The organism is Leisingera sp. JC1 (assembly GCF_001679925.1).
Classification (GTDB): domain Bacteria; phylum Pseudomonadota; class Alphaproteobacteria; order Rhodobacterales; family Rhodobacteraceae; genus Leisingera.
In genome coordinates, this window is the sequence record NZ_LYUZ01000001.1 from 76,533 (window position 1) to 93,135 (window position 16,603).

The window sequence follows — 16,603 nt, forward strand, 5'->3', positions numbered from 1 at the left end:
TGTGCGTTATAGCGCACAAGTGTTTTTTGGCGGGCAAAGACAATGAGCGATGACGGCATCACCCTGAACCTGCGGGAAATCCGCGCGTCGGCAGGGCTTAGCCTCAGCAAGGCGGCGGAGATCACTGGGGTCAGCAAGGCGATGCTGGGTCAGATTGAACGCGGCGAATCGAGCCCGACGATTGCGACGCTGTGGAAGATTGCCAAGGGGTTCCACCTGCCGCTGACCGCCCTCTTGGGAGAGGCCGCACGACCAGTGAGCGAAGTGACAGGCGTCTACGAGACGGTGCAGTTTCCCGGCAGCATCGGGGTGAAAATCGTCTTTCCCTTCGACCCGCTCTTAGGAGCCGAGACCTTTCAGGTGACTTTGAAGCCGGGCCAAAGCCACCAGTCGCAGCCGCATGACACCGGCGTGACCGAGGAGGTTTATGTGCTGCACGGGTCCATGGAGGTGCTGCGGGATGGCGAATGGGTGGCGCTGGAGCCGGGGCAGGGCTTGCGCTTTTCCGCCGACCAGCCGCATGGCTACCGCAGCCGGGATACCGGTGCGGCTTTCCTCAACATGCATCACTACCGGCAGGCGGTTCTGACGCAGCGGGATTGATCTGCTTCACTTGTGTATCTTTCCCAAGCTGCCTACCACTTGCGCAAGTGGTTGAGTTTGCAGGATTTGGAGCTGGGAATGGACACGCTGCGCGGAAGCCTTCTGATGGTGCTGGCCATGGCCGCCTTTGCGCTGGAGGACATGTTCATCAAATCTGCGGCTCTTGCGCTGCCGGTCGGGCAGATCCTGATCCTGTTCGGGCTTGGAGGCATGGCGGTCTTTGCCGCTATGGCGCGTGCGCAAGGTCACGCCCCCTGGCACCCGGGCTTTGGCACGCGCCCGATGCTGTGGCGATCCTTGGCGGAGGTCGTCGGGCGGCTGTGTTTCACCTTGGCGATTGCGCTGACGCCTTTGTCCTCGGCCTCGGCCATCCTGCAGGCGACGCCACTGGTGGTGGCGGCCGGCGCGGTGGTGTTCTTTGGCGAGACTGTGGGCTGGCGGCGCTGGCTGGCGATCGGCCTGGGATTTGCCGGGGTGCTCTTGATCTTGCGCCCGGGCTTGAGCGGGTTTGAACCGGCCTCGCTGTTTGCGGTCGCGGGTACTTTGGGCTTTGCGGGCCGCGATCTGGCCACCCGCGCGGCGCCCAAGGACATGAGCAATAACCAGCTGGGTTTCCTGGGGTTTGCCATGCTGGTTGTTGCCGGGATCATTGCGCTGGGCTGGACTGGCGGCGCGGTCTGGCCGGCCCCGCGCAACTGGCTGGACATCGCTGCTGCCACGGTGATCGGGGTGATTGCTTATAACGCGCTCTCAGGCGCTATGCGGGCGGGGGAGATCGCTGTAATTGCGCCGTTCCGCTATACGCGGCTGGTCTTTGCCATGGTGCTGGGGGTGCTGGTATTCGGCGAACGTCCCGACACCCTGACGCTGATTGGCAGCGCCGTGATCGTCGGCAGTGGTGTTTTCACGCTGCTGCGCAGCCGCAAGGCGTAAGCGCCATCTTGCGCCCGCCGCAGCGCGGCCTTACATCTGCCGCCCATGGCCAAGAAAAAGCAGACATCAGACCCGAACTACAAGGTGATCGCCGAGAACCGGCGGGCGCGTTTCGATTACGCAATCGAGGACGACATCGAATGCGGCATCGTGCTGGAGGGATCCGAGGTCAAGGCGCTGCGCGGCAATGGCACCAATATCGCTGACAGTTATGCTGCGGTGGAGGAGGGCGAGCTGTGGCTGGTGAACTCCTACATTCCGCCCTATGCGCAGGCCAAGGTGTTCAAGCATGAAGAGCGCCGACGCCGCAAGCTGCTGGTGTCGCGCAAGGAATTGTCGGATCTGTGGAACCTGACCCAGCGCAAGGGGATGACCCTGGTGCCGCTGGTGATTTATTTCAACCACAAAGGCCGCGCCAAGATCAAACTGGGCATCGCCAAGGGTAAGAAGCTGCACGACAAGCGCGAGACCCAGGCCAAGCGCGACTGGGGCCGCCAGAAGCAGCGGCTGCTGAAGGACGCGCGGTAGGCATCAGTTCTTTCAGTCTTGCTGCCCTGCGCCGGTAACGTATCTGGCAATCTGCTTCCGCCCCAGCAGCCGCCTGTGCGGTCCGCCTTCCGGGCCGGCGTAGAGGATCCTGAGGTTTTCGGTCCTGAGCAGCGGCAGGAGAGTTTCCTGAGGCAAGCCGATAGCCCGCAGGATAGACAGGTTTTTCAGGCCTTCGAGCGGTTGCAGATCCCGGATGGCTGTGCCGGATATTTCAAGTTCCTTCAGACCTGGCATCAGCCGGACCGGCGCCAGGCTGATCACCGCAGTGCCAATTGCAGAAAGCTCGCGAAGGCTTGGCCCTGCAAGCGGCTCCAGACTGCTGACAGCCGTGCCGTCCAATACCACAGTGTGAAGCGCGGAAAGGTTTGACAGGGGGGCGAGGTCTTGGACTTGCGTGTTCGCAAGGTCCAATTCCGCCAGCCTGCCCGCGCTTGCCAAAGGCGAAAGGTCGGCAACGTGGCTGCCTGTCAGGACCAGGGTATGAAGGGCGGGTTTATCCTGCAGCCCCTCTAGGCTTTGCACGCGGGTGCCATCCGCGCGCAGCATTTCCAGCCTGCTGGAGGCCGTCAGCGGCGCCAGGCTTTGGATCGGGCAGCCGGAGATCCAGAGAACCCGCAGGTTCGCGGCCGCAAGCGGTGCTAGGTCGGATACACCGGTGTTGAATGCCAGCAGGTTTTCGAGTGTCTCGATCCCTTCCAAAGGGGTTAGATCCGTGACGCCGGTGCCGGCAATATTGAGGCTTTGCAACCGGATGTAACCGCGCAGGAAAGACAGATCTGTTACCTCCCTGATACCCCAAACGGACAGGTGCTCAAGCCCGGTCATTTGCGTCAGCGGGGTAAATTCGGGCGCGTGAACAGAATCAAGGCTGAGCCGCCGCAACTCCGGCAAACTGGTCAGCGGTTTCAGGCTGGACACGGTAAGCCCCACCATTGCCAGCTTTTCCAGGCTGGGAAGCCGAGCCAGGGGTGACAGATCCAACTGGTTCTCAACTCCCGGTTCTGCGATCAGCGACAGATCAGTCAAATGTTGAAACTGTGTCAGTTCCTGCAAGTCTGAAGTGGTGCTGCCGATCCGGATGCTCGCCTTTAAGTCATTGCCAAATATACATGTATTTCCAAACTCGATGCATTCGGCCTGCGCAGAGGACGGTGCGAAAAAACAGGTGGACATTAGGATAAATGCGAGAAAACTGCACAGGCGAGGCATTCGATTACCTTTTCAAAAATGTGCGGCAAGTATGCGGGCAACTTGTTGCTGCTCCGTAAAACACGCTCAAGATGTGTGCATGGGCTGGTGAGGGGACGGGATAGCTTGCACCGCCCAGCCACGGGATGTACCCATGGCGCTATATGCAGATAGGGAGACGCTTTGATGCAGGACGATCCGAAGACGCTGGTTTCCACGGACTGGCTTGCCGCCCATCTGAAGGACCCCGATCTGCGGGTTCTGGACGCGTCCTGGTATCTGCCGCAGCAGGGGCGGGACGCTAAAGCGGAGTATGAGGCCGCCCATATCCCCGGCGCGCGGTTTTTCGATATCGACGAGATTTCCGACAACCGTTCCGACCTGCCGCACATGGTGCCGCCGGTTGAAAAATTCATGTCCAAGCTGCGTGCCATGGGTGTCGGCGACGGCCACCAGGTGGTGGTCTATGACGGTGCCGGGCTGTTCTCAGCGGCCCGCGTCTGGTGGCTGTTCCGGCTGATGGGGCAGACCAACGTCGCGGTGCTGGACGGCGGTTTTCCGAAATGGCAGGCCGAAGGCCACCCGGTCGAGGACCTGCCGCCGGTGATCCGCGACCGCCATATGACTGTGCGGGTGCAGAACCACATGGTGCGCGATGTGACCCAGGTCTCTGCCGCCGCCAAGCTGGGTGATCATGAAATCATCGACGCCCGCTCTGCCGAGCGGTACCGCGGCGATGCGCCCGAGCCGCGCGAAGGCCTTCGGGCCGGCCACATTCCTGGCTCCCGCAATGTGCCCTTTGGCCAGGTGCTGAAGGCCGATGGCACCATGAAAGACGCTGAAGGCATCCGCGCTGCCTTTGAGGCCGCTGGCGTCGACCTTAACAAACCTGCGATTACTTCCTGCGGATCGGGCGTCACCGCCGCCATCCTCAGCCTCGCCCTGGAGCGTATCGGCAAGACCGATCATTCGCTTTATGACGGGTCATGGGTGGAATGGGGTGCCTTCCCGACCCTTCCCGTTGCTACCGGAGAGAACTGAGCAATGTTCGAGACCCTGAAACCCCAGCCTGCCGACAAGATCCTGGCGCTGATGCAGATGTACCGCGACGATCCGCGCGCGGACAAAATCGACCTTGGTGTTGGCGTCTACAAGAACGCCGAGGGTGTCACCCCGGTGATGCGCGCAATCAAGGCTGCTGAGCACAAGCTGTGGGAAGAGCAGACCAGCAAGTCCTATGTCGGCCTGGCCGGCGATCCTGCCTATGCGGACGCAATGATCAAACTCATTCTGGGTGATGCGGTAGCGCGTGAGAACATCGCGGCAGCGGCAACGCCCGGCGGCACCGGTGCCGTGCGCCAGGCGTTTGAGCTGATCAAGATGGCCAACCCCAAGGCGCGCGTCTTCGTGTCGGATCCGACCTGGCCGAACCACGTGTCGATTCTGAACTATGTCGGCATTGAAACTGTCGTTTACCGCTATTTCGACCGCGACACCCGCGGCGTGAACTTCGACGGGATGATGGAAGACCTGAAAGGCGCGCAGAAGGGCGACGTGGTGCTGCTGCACGGCTGCTGCCACAATCCGACCGGCGCGAACCTCAACGAGGTGCAATGGAAGGAAGTCATCGCGCTGTTGAATGAGCGCGGCCTGATCCCGATGATCGACATCGCCTATCAGGGTTTTGGCGACGGATTGGAAGAAGATGCGCTGGGCGTGCGCCTGGTGGCCTCCAGCTGCCCCGAGACGCTGATTGCCGCCAGTTGCTCCAAGAACTTCGGCATCTACCGCGAACGCACCGGCCTGTTGATGGCGGTGTCCAACGACGCGGGGGCGCAAGCGCTGAATCAGGGCACCCTGGCGTTTCTGAACCGGCAGAACTACTCCTTCCCGCCGGATCACGGCGCGCGTCTGGTGACCATGATCCTCAACGACGATGCTCTGCGCGCCGACTGGGCGGCAGAGCTGGAAGAGGTGCGTCTTGGCATGCTGGGCCTGCGCCAGAGCCTCGCGGATGAACTGCAGCGCCTGACCGGTTCCGACCGGTTCAGCTTCATCGCCCAGCACCGCGGCATGTTCTCGCTCCTGGGCACCACGCCGGAGCTGGTCGAGAAGATGCGGGTGGACAACGGCATCTACATGGTTGGCGACAGCCGCCTGAATATCGCGGGCCTCAACGCAAACACCGTACCGGTGCTGGCCAAGGCGATTGTCGATGCCGGCGTTTGAGCCTGAGGCACTTTGAAATTCAGAAACGCGCCCTTTCCGGGGCGCGTTTTTTGCTTGGGGTGACGCCTAAGACTTTTATAAAAACTTTTGCGCGCAAGATTGGCGATTGGCGGTTTTGTGAGGGCAGGGCTCCCGCGTCTGGCTGCGTGACTTGGCTGCGCCAAGGGCTTGCAGGCTTGGGCGTGGCGCTGCTGACGCGGTGCGGGACGCTGCTTGACGCAAAGTCAGGTGTGATTGGGCGACGGAAGCACCAGGGCCCCGCGTTTGTGCTTGCGGAAGTCATACGCAACACAGCCTAGGAGACCGAAATGACCCTCGCAAAATCCGCCCTCGCCGTGATCCTGTCCGCCGCCGTTGCCCTGCCGCTGGCCGCCCCCGCCTTTGCTGCAAACGGCGAGGTCATCGACCGGGTTGAAAACCGCGCAGACCGCCGCGAGAACCGCAGGGATGAAGCCGTCGACACCGGTGTCTGGGACGTGGTTGAGGATCATCTGGACCGCGCCGAGGACCGCCGTGATTACCGTGACCAGAAGGCGCCCAAGGTGATTGTTGTCCCTCAGGGCTGAGCCTGCCCCGCGCCGCGCCAGTGGCGCCCGGCCCAACAGCGTGGGATCATCTCTTGATGATCCTGCAGCTGGCGGGAGCCCTCCGCCGAAACGCAAGCGCGGCGCCTGAAACAGGCGCCACGCTTTTTTTGTATTCTGTGTACGCGCTTAGCTCGGCGAGAACTCCGGATAGGCCTCCATGCCCAGCTCCGCCATGTCCAGGCCGTTGACTTCATCCTCTTCCTCCACCCGGATGCCAGTGGTGGCGCGCAGGATGATCCAGACCACGGCAGAGGCAGCGACGGTGAAGACACCTACCACGGCGATGCCGGTCAGCTGGGTCAGCAGGCTGGCTTCGGGGTTCGACAGGACCACGGCCACGGTGCCCCAGATACCGCAGATCAGGTGCACGGGGATGGCGCCGACCACGTCGTCGATCTGCAGCTTGTCCAGCAGCGGCACGGTAAAGACCACGATCACGCCGCCGATGGCACCGATCAGGGTGGCCAGGCCCAGGCCCGGGGTCAGCGGCTCCGCAGTGATTGCCACCAGGCCGGCCAGCGCACCGTTCAGGATCATGGTCAGGTCCGGCTTCTTGAACAGGAGCTGGGTCAGGATCAGCGCGGCCACCGCACCGCCTGCCGCGGCGGCATTGGTGTTGGAGAAGATGCGGCTGATGTCAGCCACGTCGCCGATCGAGCCCATCGCCAGCTGCGAGCCGCCGTTGAAGCCGAACCAGCCCATCCACAGAATGAAGGTGCCGAGGGTTGCCAGCGCCAGGTTGGAGCCGGGCATCGGGATGGTCTTGCCGTCCTTGTACTTGCCGATGCGCGGGCCGAGGATCAGCGCGCCGGTCAGCGCGGCCCAGCCGCCCACGGAGTGCACCACGGTGGAGCCTGCGAAGTCCAGGAAGCCCATCTGCTCCAGGAAGCCGCCGCCCCATTTCCAGCTGGCCTGGAACGGATAGATCACCGCGGTCAGCACGATGGTGAAGATCAGGAACGGCCACAGCTTGATGCGTTCCGCCAGGGTGCCCGACACGATCGAGGCGGTGGCGGCGCAGAACATCAGCTGGAAGAAGAAGTCCGAGCCGGTGGAGGCATAGGAGTAATCATCCGCACCTTCCGCGGTGATCCCCACTGCCTCCAGAACGCCAGGGCCAAAGACGCCGGACAGCACTCCGTCGACGGCCCAATTGCCCAGCGGATACATCAGATTGTAGCCGATCAGCCAATAAAACACGGCAGCCAGAGAGAACAGCGCCATGTTCTTGGTCAGCTGCATAGTCACGTTCTTGGAGCGCACCAGGCCGGCCTCCAGCATGGCAAAGCCTGCCGCCATCCAGAATACCAGGCAGCCGCCGATCAGGAACAGCAGCGAGTTCAGGATGAACACGGTGTCGGTCGCAGGGTTCACACCCGGGGCAGGGCCGTCCTGGGCCAGCGCCAGGCCCGGCAGCGCGCTCAGCGCCAGGGCCGCAAGGGGGAGTTTCAGGGTCTTCATTAGTCTTTCCTCCATGCCGGGCGCGCTTACAGCGCCTCGAGATTGGTTTCGCCGGTGCGCACCCGCAGGGCTTGTTCCACGTCCAGAACGAAGATCTTGCCGTCGCCGATCTTGCCGGTGCGGGCGGTCTCTGAAATCGCGCTGACCGCCTGTTCGGCCTGATCAGCGGGAACCACCAGTTCCAGTTTCAGCTTCGGCACGAAATTCACTTCGTACTCGGCGCCGCGGTAAATCTCGGTGTGGCCGGCCTGGGCGCCAAAGCCCTTGATTTCGGTGACCATCAGCCCGCTCACGCCAAGACCGGTCAGCGCCTCGCGGACCTCGTCCAGCTTGAAGGGCTTGATGGCGGCAACGATCATTTTCATCTCTGCATCCCTTTGGTTTCGCGCTGCCCCGGCCCCATGCCGATGCATTGTGCACTTGCAGCAAAACCGCAGCCCCGAGTCGTGCAAAGCTGGGGTCAGCAAATTTCCGCGCGTCTTTCTGCGGGCGCACAATAATTTTGCGCCTTTTGACCGGTTCGCTTAAAAACCGGCCATCTGGCAAAGGGGGAAAGGTCCGGATTCTGCCCCCTCTACAATCCGGCGCAGGCAGGGTATTGTCGCCGGACAACGGGCAAACCGGGCAGGAACAGACGATGGCACAAGGATCCGGGCGCAAGCCTCTGGTGGCGGAGAAACGCTATTCCGCGGGCGGCAAGGGGAAACCGGCCGCCAAGAAACCTGCGCGCAGGAAACCGGCGGCCAAGGCGAAGAAGCCGGGTCTGCTGGGGCGGCTTTTCGGCCGCAAGAAATCGCGCGCCAAGCCTGCCCCTAAAAAACGCGGGCTCATTGGCTGGCTGCTGGCACCGTTTGCCTTTGTATTCCGGCTGGTCTGGGGGTTTACATGGCGCATTGGAATGGTGGCCTGCGGGCTGGTGGGCCTGGCTGTTGCCTTTCAATACGCGCGCCTGCCGGATGTTTCGGCCTACCTGGATGGCCGCGCCCGCGGTTCCGTCACCATTCTGGACCGCGAGGGTGAGGTTTTTGCCTGGCGCGGCGACCAGTTCGGCGGTGTGGTGACGGCGGACACGGTGTCGCCGCATCTGAAGAACGCGATTGTGGCGACCGAGGACAAGCGGTTCTACCGCCACCTCGGCCTGTCGCCGCGGGGCATCGCAAGCGCCGTGCGCATCAACCTGAGCGAGGGCCGCGGGCCGCTGTCGGGCCATGGCGGCTCTACCATCACCCAGCAGGCGGCGAAACTTCTGTGCTTGGGCAAGATCTATGACCCGGACGAATGGAAGAGCGAAAGCGCTTATGAGGCGGACTGCCGCAAGGGCTCGCTCTGGCGCAAGGGGACAGAAGCGATTTTTGCCCTGGCGATGGAGGTCAAATACACCAAGGACGAGATCCTCTCGATCTACATGAACCGCGCCTATATGGGCGGCGGCGCTTATGGGGCGGAGGCTGCGGCGCAGCGGTATTTCGGCAAGTCCGCAAACCAGCTGAACCCGGCAGAGGGCGCGATGCTGGCGGGGCTGCTGACCGCGCCGTCGACACTGGCCCCCACCAACAACCTGCAGCGCTCGCAGGACCGGGCCGCCACTGTGCTGCGGCTGATGCAGGAGCAGGGGTATCTGACCACGGCGGAGATGCAGAAGTACCAGAACAGCCCGGCAGAGCTGAGCGAGGCCGCAGCGGCGCGGGCTGGCGGCTATTTCGCCGATTGGGTGATGGACAGCATCCCGGATTTCCTGGGCGATCAGACCACCGAGGACGTGGTGATCCGCTCTACCATGGACCAGCGCCTGCAAAGTGCGGCTGAGGAAGCGCTGAAGTACGTGTTCGAAAACAAGGTCCGTCAGGGCTCCAAGGCGCAGGCCGCCATTGTGGTGATGAGTGCGGATGGCGCTGTGCGGGCGATGGTGGGCGGGCGCAAGACCCGCGTCTCGGGTGTGTTCAACCGCGCAACGCAGGCCAAGCGTCAGACCGGTTCAGCGTTTAAACCCTTTGTCTACGCCACCGCGCTTGAGCTGGGGTATTCGCCTTATGACCGGGTGCTGGATGCAAAATATTGCCTGAACATTCCCGGCTCCGGCCAATGGTGCCCGGACAACTATACCCGCAAGTTCTATGGCGAAGTGACTTTGGCGCGGGCGCTGCGGGACTCGCTGAATGTGCCGGCGGTGAAAGTGTCCGAAGCTGTGGGCCGCGACAAGGTGAGCCTTGTGGCCAAGGATTTCGGCATCGACAGTGACCTGGCTGCAGGCCCGGCGCTGGCACTGGGCGCGTCGGAAAGCACGCTTCTGGAAATGACCGGCGCCTATGCCGGGATATTGAATGGCGGCTCTTCTGTGACGCCTTACGGGGTGACAGAGCTGAAGCTGGTCGAGGACAGCGAGGCGCTGATGGGCGCCAGCGGCGGCATTGGCGAGCGTGTGATCCGCCCGGAGGCCGCGCAGCAGCTGGTCTGGATGATGGAAAAGGTGATTGCCGGCGGCACCGGCCAGCGGGCGCAGATCCCGGGCTGGCAGGCAGCGGGCAAATCCGGCACCACGTCAGCCGCCAAGGACGCCTGGTTCATCGGTTTCACGGCAGACTATGTTGCCGGTGTCTGGATGGGCTACGACGACAACACGCCCCTGTCCGGCGTGACCGGCGGCGGCCTTCCCGCCGAAATCTGGCGTGAGACCATGGTGCGGGTGCATGAGGGGCTGGAGCCGAAGCCGCTGCCGATGCTGGAACCGGCACCGATTGCTCCGCCGCCGCAGCAGCCCCGCCGCGAGCGCCGCCGCCGCCAGGGGCCGAACCTCGGCCAGGAACTGGGCCGCGCGGTTGATAACATCCTGCGCGATATTCTGGGTAACTGAAAATACGGACCGGGGGGCTCCCGCCCGTCTCCGGTCTCCGGGCGGAGGCCCCGCCCGTTGGGCCCGGCGCCGTGCCCAACGGGAGCGCGGCATCCTGGATGCTTCTGCAGCGGGCGGGAAGGCATTGCGCATTCAGCCGGCAGGCTGCTTGATCTGCCCATAGAGCAAAGAAAAAGGCCCCCTGGAGGGAGCCTGTCTCGCAATTTACGTACTGTGCCGGCTCAGCTGAGCCTCTTCAACTCGTCGATCAGGGCGTCGATGTCGCCTTTCTTGCCGTCCAGGATTGCGCCAATTTCGGTACGCTCGGTCAGCAACAGGTTCACGCCCTCGATGAACATGTTGAAGAACAGGTCGCGGCCGGAGCGGTCCGAGACAAGGAAGGTCACTTCAAATGGAGACTGGCCCTTGAGGTAGGCAATGGTGCTTACCTCATACCATTTCTTCACCTTCTTGACGCTCTTCACCTCCAGCTTGCCACCGATGAATTCGCGGAAGCGTTTGCCGTATTTGCGGGAGATGTAGCCCTGAAAGGCTTTGGAGAAGGCCTTCTTCTGAGCCGGGGATGCGCGGCGCCCGTCTGCTCCCAGTGCATAGGCTGCGATGTAAGACGTGTCGCTGTATTGCTGGAAGATCCGCTCAAAGTCGCGGAACATGGCGCTCTCACCCTTGCCGGATTCGATCACCCGGTTGATGTCGGCTACCAGGCGGTTGATCAATGTGCTGGCACTGCTTTCGGTCAGCGCCCACAGGGCCTGCGGTGCGGCTGTCAGTGCGGCAGCTCCGGCACACAGGCCGGTTAGGAATTTGCGGCGGTCCATATTCAAAATCCTTCAGTGTTCAGCTCGAACGGGTCGATTTCCTGGATCTCCTCGCCATCCCCCAGCTGGAACCGGCGGTTCTGCAGGTAGATCAGGCGCGACTGGGCGTAGCTGTCGGCGCTCTCGTAGAGAATCGAGTCGATCGTGTCGGAATAGTTGCCACGATCGCCCATACGGCGCACGATCTCGGCGTAGATGGTGATATTGTCGGCAGTATTCTGCTCGACATGGCCCAGGGGGTTGGTGAAAAAGTCAACCGCGATACCCACCGCATCGCGGCTGGTGGATGGGCCGAGCAGAGGCAGTTCGACGTAGGCGCCTTCGCCGACGCCCCATTTGTGCAGTGTTTCACCGAAATCGGTATCGACCGCGGGCACCTTGAATTCGGTGGCAGGGTCAGCCAGGCCCGCAAACCCCACTGTCGAATTGATCACGAAACGCGAAAATGCGTTGCCCGCTGTTTTCAGGTCCCCTTGCAGCAGCGCGTTGACCATCTGGCCGGGCATCGACAGGTTTTCCGCGAAGTAGGAGAAACTGGTAACCATCGGCGCAGGCACAATCGCCACATACCCCTTGGACGCAGGGCGGAAAGCAACCCGGTCGACACCGCGGTTGAAGGCATGAATTGAACGGTTCGTCCGCTCATAAGGGTCGAAAACTTCGCCGGAGGCGCGCGCAACCGGATCCTGAGTGGCGCAGCCAGCGGCAAAAGCGGCTAAAATCAGCGCAGGTACAAATTTAAGCGGTCGCAACATCAAGGGCATTCGGATAAGTGTCCAATTGGAACTGGAACGGGCACGTCGAGGTGCAAATAAGGGGTCCTGAGCCGATTTCCAGTCTGATTACATTTTTTTGCCTGGCTATGCCACAACTGGTACAATTCCAGCCCTGACCTGAAGCCATCGAACCACTATTGCAGTCTGAACATGAATAAAACCCTTTACAAAAACGGATATGAAGAACTGCGCCAGGTGCGGCGGCAAAGCCGCGGCCTGTACTGGTTCACCGGGGTCTTCAGTTTCTTCGTGAACTTGCTGATGCTGACCGGTCCGCTCTACATGATGCAGGTTTATGACCGGGTGCTGGGCAGCCGGTCTGAGGCGACGCTGCTGGCGCTGTCGCTCTTGGTTGTGTTCCTCTACGGGATGATGGGGCTGCTGGATTATGCCCGTGGACGGATCATGGCGCGGGTCGGCGCGCGGTTCCAGGCCGCGCTGGACAAACGGGTGTTTGACGCAATGATCCGCCGTTCGTCGGTGGCGCAGGATCCGGTTGCGCAGACTGGGCTGTCCGATCTGGAGGCCCTCCAGCGGCTGATAGCCTCGCCGGTGCTGACTGCGGCCTTCGACCTGCCTTGGACGCCGGTGTTCTTGGCGGGGATCGCGTTGTTCCACCCTTGGCTGGGACTGCTGGCGCTGGCTGGCGGAGCGGTGCTGGTGGTGATCGCGCTGCTGAACCAGCTGTTCACTCGGGTGCCGCAGCAGAAGGCGAACATGACCGGCCACAAGGCCAATCTGATGTCTGAGGAAATCCGCAATGAGGCGGAGATGATCCAGTCGATGGGGATGCGCGGGGCTTCATTTACACGGTGGAAACGGGCCCGCGATGAAGCGCTGACCGACAGCGTGATCGCAAATGATACTGGCGGCGGTTTCACCACACTTACCAAGACGCTGCGTCTGTTCCTGCAATCTGCGATGCTGGGTCTGGGTGCCTATCTGGTGCTGCAGAACGAAGTGACGCCGGGGGCGATGATCGCGGGCTCCATCCTGATGGGCCGGGCGCTTGCACCGATCGAGCTGGGACTGGGACAGTGGGGACTGGTGCAGCGGGCACTGAAGGGCTGGCACAATCTGGCGGAGCTGCTGGACAAGGTGCCAGAGGAGGATACACGTACCGCACTGCCCAAGCCAAAGGCGCTTCTGGAAGTGCAGGGGCTGGCCATTGTACCGCCGGGCAGCAGCACACCGCTGTTGCGCAACGTGAATTTCCGGGTGCAACCGGGCCAGGCAATTGGTGTTATCGGACCGTCAGGGTCAGGCAAGTCGACTCTGGCCCGTGCCTTGACCGGTGTGTGGCGGCCAGCGGCTGGCTCTGTCCGGCTGGACGGAGCCTCACTGGATCAGTACGAACCGGATGTGCTGGGTGGCCACATTGGCTATTTGCCGCAGCGAGTGCAGGTGTTTGACGGCACAATTGCCCAGAACATCGCCCGTCTCAACCAGCGGCCGGACGCCGAGAAAGTGGTGGAGGCCGCCCGCAAGGCCGCCGCGCATGAGATGATCTTGAAACTGCCTGAGGGCTATGACACTCGCGTCAACGCCACTGGCGGACGGCTGTCTGGCGGGCAGATGCAGCGGGTCGGGCTGGCACGGGCGCTGTTCGATGACCCGGTGATCGTGATCCTGGATGAGCCGAACTCCAATCTCGACAACGAGGGTTCGATCGCGCTGAACAAGGCGATCAAGCAGATCAAAGCGGAAGGGCGGTCAGTGCTGATTATGGCGCACCGGCCGGCGGCGATTCAGGAATGCGATATGCTGCTGGTGATTGACAAGGGCACCCAGACGGCCTTTGGCCCCAAGGACAAGGTGCTGCAGGAAATGGTGGCCAACCATCAGAACATCCGCCAGGCCACTGGCGCGGGAGGTGTGCGGTGAGCGTGGAAACCAACTGGCCTGCACGGCGGCCGCTGATAATTGGTCTGATTTCTCTCTTGGTGCTTGTAGGCGGCTTTGGTTCCTGGTCCGTGCTGTCCTCGATCTCCGGTGCTGTAGTGGCAACGGGGCGTATCGAGGTCGACCGCAACCGGCAGGTGGTGCAGCATCTGGATGGCGGTATTGTTGACGAAATCTTGGTGGATGAGGGCGATACAGTTTCCGAAGGGGATACGTTGATCCGGCTGGATGCCAACGAGCTGACCTCGCAGCTGGTGATCACCGAGGGGCAGCTGTTTGAGCTGATGGCCCGGCGCGGCCGGCTGGAGGCGGAGCGGGACGAGGCGGCTGAGATCCGCTTCGAACCGGAGCTGCTGGAAATCGCGGGGACCCAGCCGGAAGTTGCGGATCTGGTGGAAGGCCAGCAGCGTCTGTTCCAAGCCCGCAGAGATACCACCGCGCGCGAAATTGAACAGCTTGAGAAACGCCGTGTGCAGATAGAAGAGCAGATCCGCGGTATCCAGGCGCAGCAGACCTCGCTGAAAGTGCAACTGGATCTGATCGGCGAGGAGCTGGGCAACCAGCAATCGCTGCTGGACCGCGGCCTGGCGCAGGCGGCGACGGTTCTGAACCTGCGCCGCACCCAGGCCAGCCTGGACGGGCAGTTGGGCGAGCTGGTTGCCTCAGAGGCGCAGGCGGAAGGGCGGATCACCGAGATCGACATTGAGATTCTGAAGCTGGGCACCGGCCAGCGTGAGGAAGCGATCACCCGCCTGCGTGATCTGCGTTATCAGGAACTGGAGCTGGCTGAGACCCGCCGTTCCCTGCAACAGCGGCTGGCGCGGCTCGACATCACTGCGCCAGTCTCCGGCGTGGTCTACGGGCTGCAGGTGCAGACCCCGCGCTCTGTGATCCGGCCCGCCGATCCGGTGCTGTATCTGGTGCCGCAGGACCGGCCGCTGGTGATTGCAGCACAGGTGGCGCCCACGGATATCGATCAGCTGTACACGGGACAGGAGGTGACGGTGCGCTTCTCGGCCCTGGATCAACGCTCGACGCCGGAGCTGTTTGGACAAGTGACCCAGGTCTCGGCAGATGCGTTTGAGGATCAGGGCAGCGGCATTTCCTATTACCGGGCAGAGATTGAGCTGAATCCGGGTGAGCAGGGCCGCCTGCCTGCGGGTACGGTGCTGATTCCGGGGATGCCGGTGGAAAGCTACATCCGCACCGCGGACCGCTCCCCGCTGGCCTATCTGGTCAAGCCGCTGGCGGATTATTTTAACAAGGCCTTCCGCGAAAGCTGACGCTGCAGCTGAAATCCGGCCATGAAAAAACGATTCTCATAGCCGCTTTCATCGCTTGAAAGCGGCTTGCGGCAGCTGCCGCGCCTGCAGGTGCGGAAAGCTGCGCTGGGGCTTCGCATTTTCCCTTTCCGAAACCTGCCTGGCCGGGTAGCGTCCCGGCAATTGAAGACTCGGAGGAATGCACCATGAGCATTGAAGCAAAACTGAAAGAGCTGGGTGTGACCCTGCCTGACGCGCCGGCACCGGCGGCCAACTATGTGCCTTTTGTAGTGGCGGGCGACATGGTCTATATCTCCGGCCAGATTTCGGCGGATGAAAACGGGCTGATCACCGGCACGCTGGGTGCCGACATGGACGTCGATGCAGGCCAGGCTGCTGCCAAGCGCTGCGCGATTGCGCTGCTGGCTCAGCTGAAGGCAGCCTGCGGCGGCGATCTGGAGCGTCTGGTCCGCGTCGTGAAACTGGGTGCCTTTGTCAATTCGACTGCTGATTTCACCCAGCAGCCTCAGGTGGTGAACGGCGCCTCCGATTTCCTGGTCGAAGCGCTCGGCGACATCGGCCGCCATGCGCGCTCTGCCGTCAGTTCGCCCTCGCTGCCGCTGGGTGTTGCGGTTGAAATCGACGGCGTGTTCCAGATCAAATGACGCCGTCCCTGCCTGCCGCATTTCTGACCGTCCCGCTGGCCCACCGTGCCTTGCATGATGTTGCGGACGGGCGTCCGGAGAACAGCCGGGCTGCCATCCGTGCAGCACTCTCGGCGGGTTACGGGATCGAAATCGACCTGCAGCTGTCCAAGGACGGCTGCGCCATGGTGTTCCATGACTATGATCTGGACCGGCTGGCTGCAGGCGCCGGCCCGGTCCGCGCGCTGACGCGTGCGGCGCTGGGATCGGTTCCGCTCAAGGGCGGCGATGGTGAAGGTATCCCTGATCTTGCGGAGGTGCTTGACCTGGTGGCAGGCCGGGTGCCGCTGCTGATCGAACTGAAGGATCCGCAGGGGGAAATGGGGATCACTGATGGGGTGCTGGAGCGTGCCACGGTGGAGGCGCTCCAGGGCTACGAGGGCCCTGTGGCGCTCATGTCTTTCAACCCAAACACGGTAACGGAACTGGCGCGGCTGGCGCCGGACACCGCCCGCGGTATAACCACCAGTGCGTATGACCCGGCGGAGTGGCCTGAGCTGCCCAAGGCTGTGTGCGATGACCTGCGCGCCATTCCGGATTTTGACCGCAGCGGGTCCAGCTTTATCAGCCATGAGGCGGGTGATCTGGCGCGGCCGCGGGTGCAGGCGTTGCGCAGCGCTGGAGTGCCGGTTCTTTGCTGGACTGTCAGATCGGCAGCCGAGGAGACCGCGGCGCGGGCCTTTGCCGACAATGTGACATTTGAACGGTACCTTTCGCCGCTAACATCTTGATCGCGCTGG

16 protein-coding genes are annotated in these 16,603 nt (G+C 62.6%); 11 read left to right on the forward strand and 5 right to left on the reverse strand.

Features of this window, described 5'->3' with window-relative positions:
* The first annotated feature begins 42 nt into the window (after positions 1-42).
* The 3 genes from A9D60_RS00350 to smpB all read left to right on the forward strand — a co-directional run bounded on the left by A9D60_RS00350 (position 43) and on the right by smpB (position 2,064).
* Positions 43-603, forward strand: coding sequence for a helix-turn-helix domain-containing protein (locus A9D60_RS00350; protein WP_065265757.1), 561 nt, complete (start codon positions 43-45; stop codon positions 601-603).
* 78 nt (positions 604-681) lie between these two features.
* Complete coding sequence (locus A9D60_RS00355) at positions 682-1,536, forward strand: DMT family transporter (protein ID WP_065265758.1); 855 nt, start codon at positions 682-684, stop codon at positions 1,534-1,536.
* 45 nt (positions 1,537-1,581) lie between these two features.
* Positions 1,582-2,064, forward strand: coding sequence for an SsrA-binding protein SmpB (gene smpB / locus A9D60_RS00360; protein WP_019297314.1), 483 nt, complete (start codon positions 1,582-1,584; stop codon positions 2,062-2,064).
* A gap of 12 nt (positions 2,065-2,076) precedes the next feature.
* Here smpB and A9D60_RS00365 read toward each other — a convergent pair whose 3' ends face one another.
* Positions 2,077-3,111, reverse strand: coding sequence for a leucine-rich repeat domain-containing protein (locus A9D60_RS00365; protein ID WP_254656597.1), 1,035 nt, complete (start codon positions 3,109-3,111; stop codon positions 2,077-2,079).
* A 348-nt stretch (positions 3,112-3,459) separates the two neighbouring features.
* Here A9D60_RS00365 and sseA point away from each other — a divergent pair, with 348 nt between their 5' ends.
* From sseA to A9D60_RS00380, 3 genes are all read left to right on the forward strand, one after another.
* Positions 3,460-4,314, forward strand: coding sequence for a 3-mercaptopyruvate sulfurtransferase (gene sseA / locus A9D60_RS00370; protein WP_065265760.1), 855 nt, complete (start codon positions 3,460-3,462; stop codon positions 4,312-4,314).
* 3 nt (positions 4,315-4,317) lie between these two features.
* A complete protein-coding gene (locus A9D60_RS00375; protein WP_065265761.1) occupies positions 4,318-5,502 on the forward strand; it encodes an amino acid aminotransferase in 1,185 nt (394 codons plus the stop codon).
* 308 nt (positions 5,503-5,810) lie between these two features.
* Entirely contained in the window at positions 5,811-6,068 is a 258-nt protein-coding gene (locus A9D60_RS00380; protein ID WP_019297310.1) for a hypothetical protein, read from the forward strand.
* Between the two features lie 147 nt (positions 6,069-6,215).
* Here A9D60_RS00380 and A9D60_RS00385 read toward each other — a convergent pair whose 3' ends face one another.
* The gene (locus A9D60_RS00385; RefSeq protein ID WP_065265762.1) at positions 6,216-7,550 is read right to left on the reverse strand and encodes an ammonium transporter; all 1,335 of its coding nucleotides are present in this window, start codon (positions 7,548-7,550) and stop codon (positions 6,216-6,218) included.
* A 26-nt stretch (positions 7,551-7,576) separates the two neighbouring features.
* Positions 7,577-7,915 carry a P-II family nitrogen regulator gene (locus A9D60_RS00390; protein WP_029204925.1) on the reverse strand — a complete coding sequence of 113 codons (339 nt, stop codon included), beginning with the start codon at positions 7,913-7,915 and terminating at the stop codon, positions 7,577-7,579.
* Between the two features lie 272 nt (positions 7,916-8,187).
* On the opposite strand from A9D60_RS00390, the gene A9D60_RS00395 reads away from it, so the two are divergent.
* Complete coding sequence (locus A9D60_RS00395) at positions 8,188-10,401, forward strand: transglycosylase domain-containing protein (protein WP_065265763.1); 2,214 nt, start codon at positions 8,188-8,190, stop codon at positions 10,399-10,401.
* Positions 10,402-10,622: 221 nt separating this feature from the next.
* On the opposite strand, the gene A9D60_RS00400 is transcribed toward A9D60_RS00395, so the two are convergent.
* Together A9D60_RS00400 and A9D60_RS00405 are read right to left on the reverse strand one after the other, a co-directional pair.
* Positions 10,623-11,219, reverse strand: coding sequence for an MlaC/ttg2D family ABC transporter substrate-binding protein (locus tag A9D60_RS00400; protein ID WP_065265764.1), 597 nt, complete (start codon positions 11,217-11,219; stop codon positions 10,623-10,625).
* A 2-nt stretch (positions 11,220-11,221) separates the two neighbouring features.
* Complete coding sequence (locus A9D60_RS00405) at positions 11,222-11,974, reverse strand: MlaA family lipoprotein (protein WP_254656598.1); 753 nt, start codon at positions 11,972-11,974, stop codon at positions 11,222-11,224.
* A gap of 171 nt (positions 11,975-12,145) precedes the next feature.
* Between A9D60_RS00405 and A9D60_RS00410 the strand changes: the two genes are divergently transcribed.
* From A9D60_RS00410 to A9D60_RS00425, 4 genes are all read left to right on the forward strand, one after another.
* Positions 12,146-13,879: a type I secretion system permease/ATPase gene (locus tag A9D60_RS00410; RefSeq protein ID WP_065265766.1), complete on the forward strand. Its 1,734-nt coding sequence runs from the start codon at positions 12,146-12,148 to the stop codon at positions 13,877-13,879.
* A complete protein-coding gene (locus A9D60_RS00415; RefSeq protein ID WP_065265767.1) occupies positions 13,876-15,180 on the forward strand; it encodes an HlyD family type I secretion periplasmic adaptor subunit in 1,305 nt (434 codons plus the stop codon). Before A9D60_RS00410 ends, A9D60_RS00415 begins: the two co-directional genes overlap by 4 nt.
* Positions 15,181-15,365: 185 nt before the next feature.
* The gene (locus A9D60_RS00420) at positions 15,366-15,824 is read left to right on the forward strand and encodes a RidA family protein (RefSeq protein ID WP_065265768.1); all 459 of its coding nucleotides are present in this window, start codon (positions 15,366-15,368) and stop codon (positions 15,822-15,824) included.
* Complete coding sequence (locus A9D60_RS00425; protein WP_065265769.1) at positions 15,821-16,594, forward strand: glycerophosphodiester phosphodiesterase family protein; 774 nt, start codon at positions 15,821-15,823, stop codon at positions 16,592-16,594. Before A9D60_RS00420 ends, A9D60_RS00425 begins: the two co-directional genes overlap by 4 nt.
* The last annotated feature ends 9 nt before the right edge of the window (positions 16,595-16,603 follow it).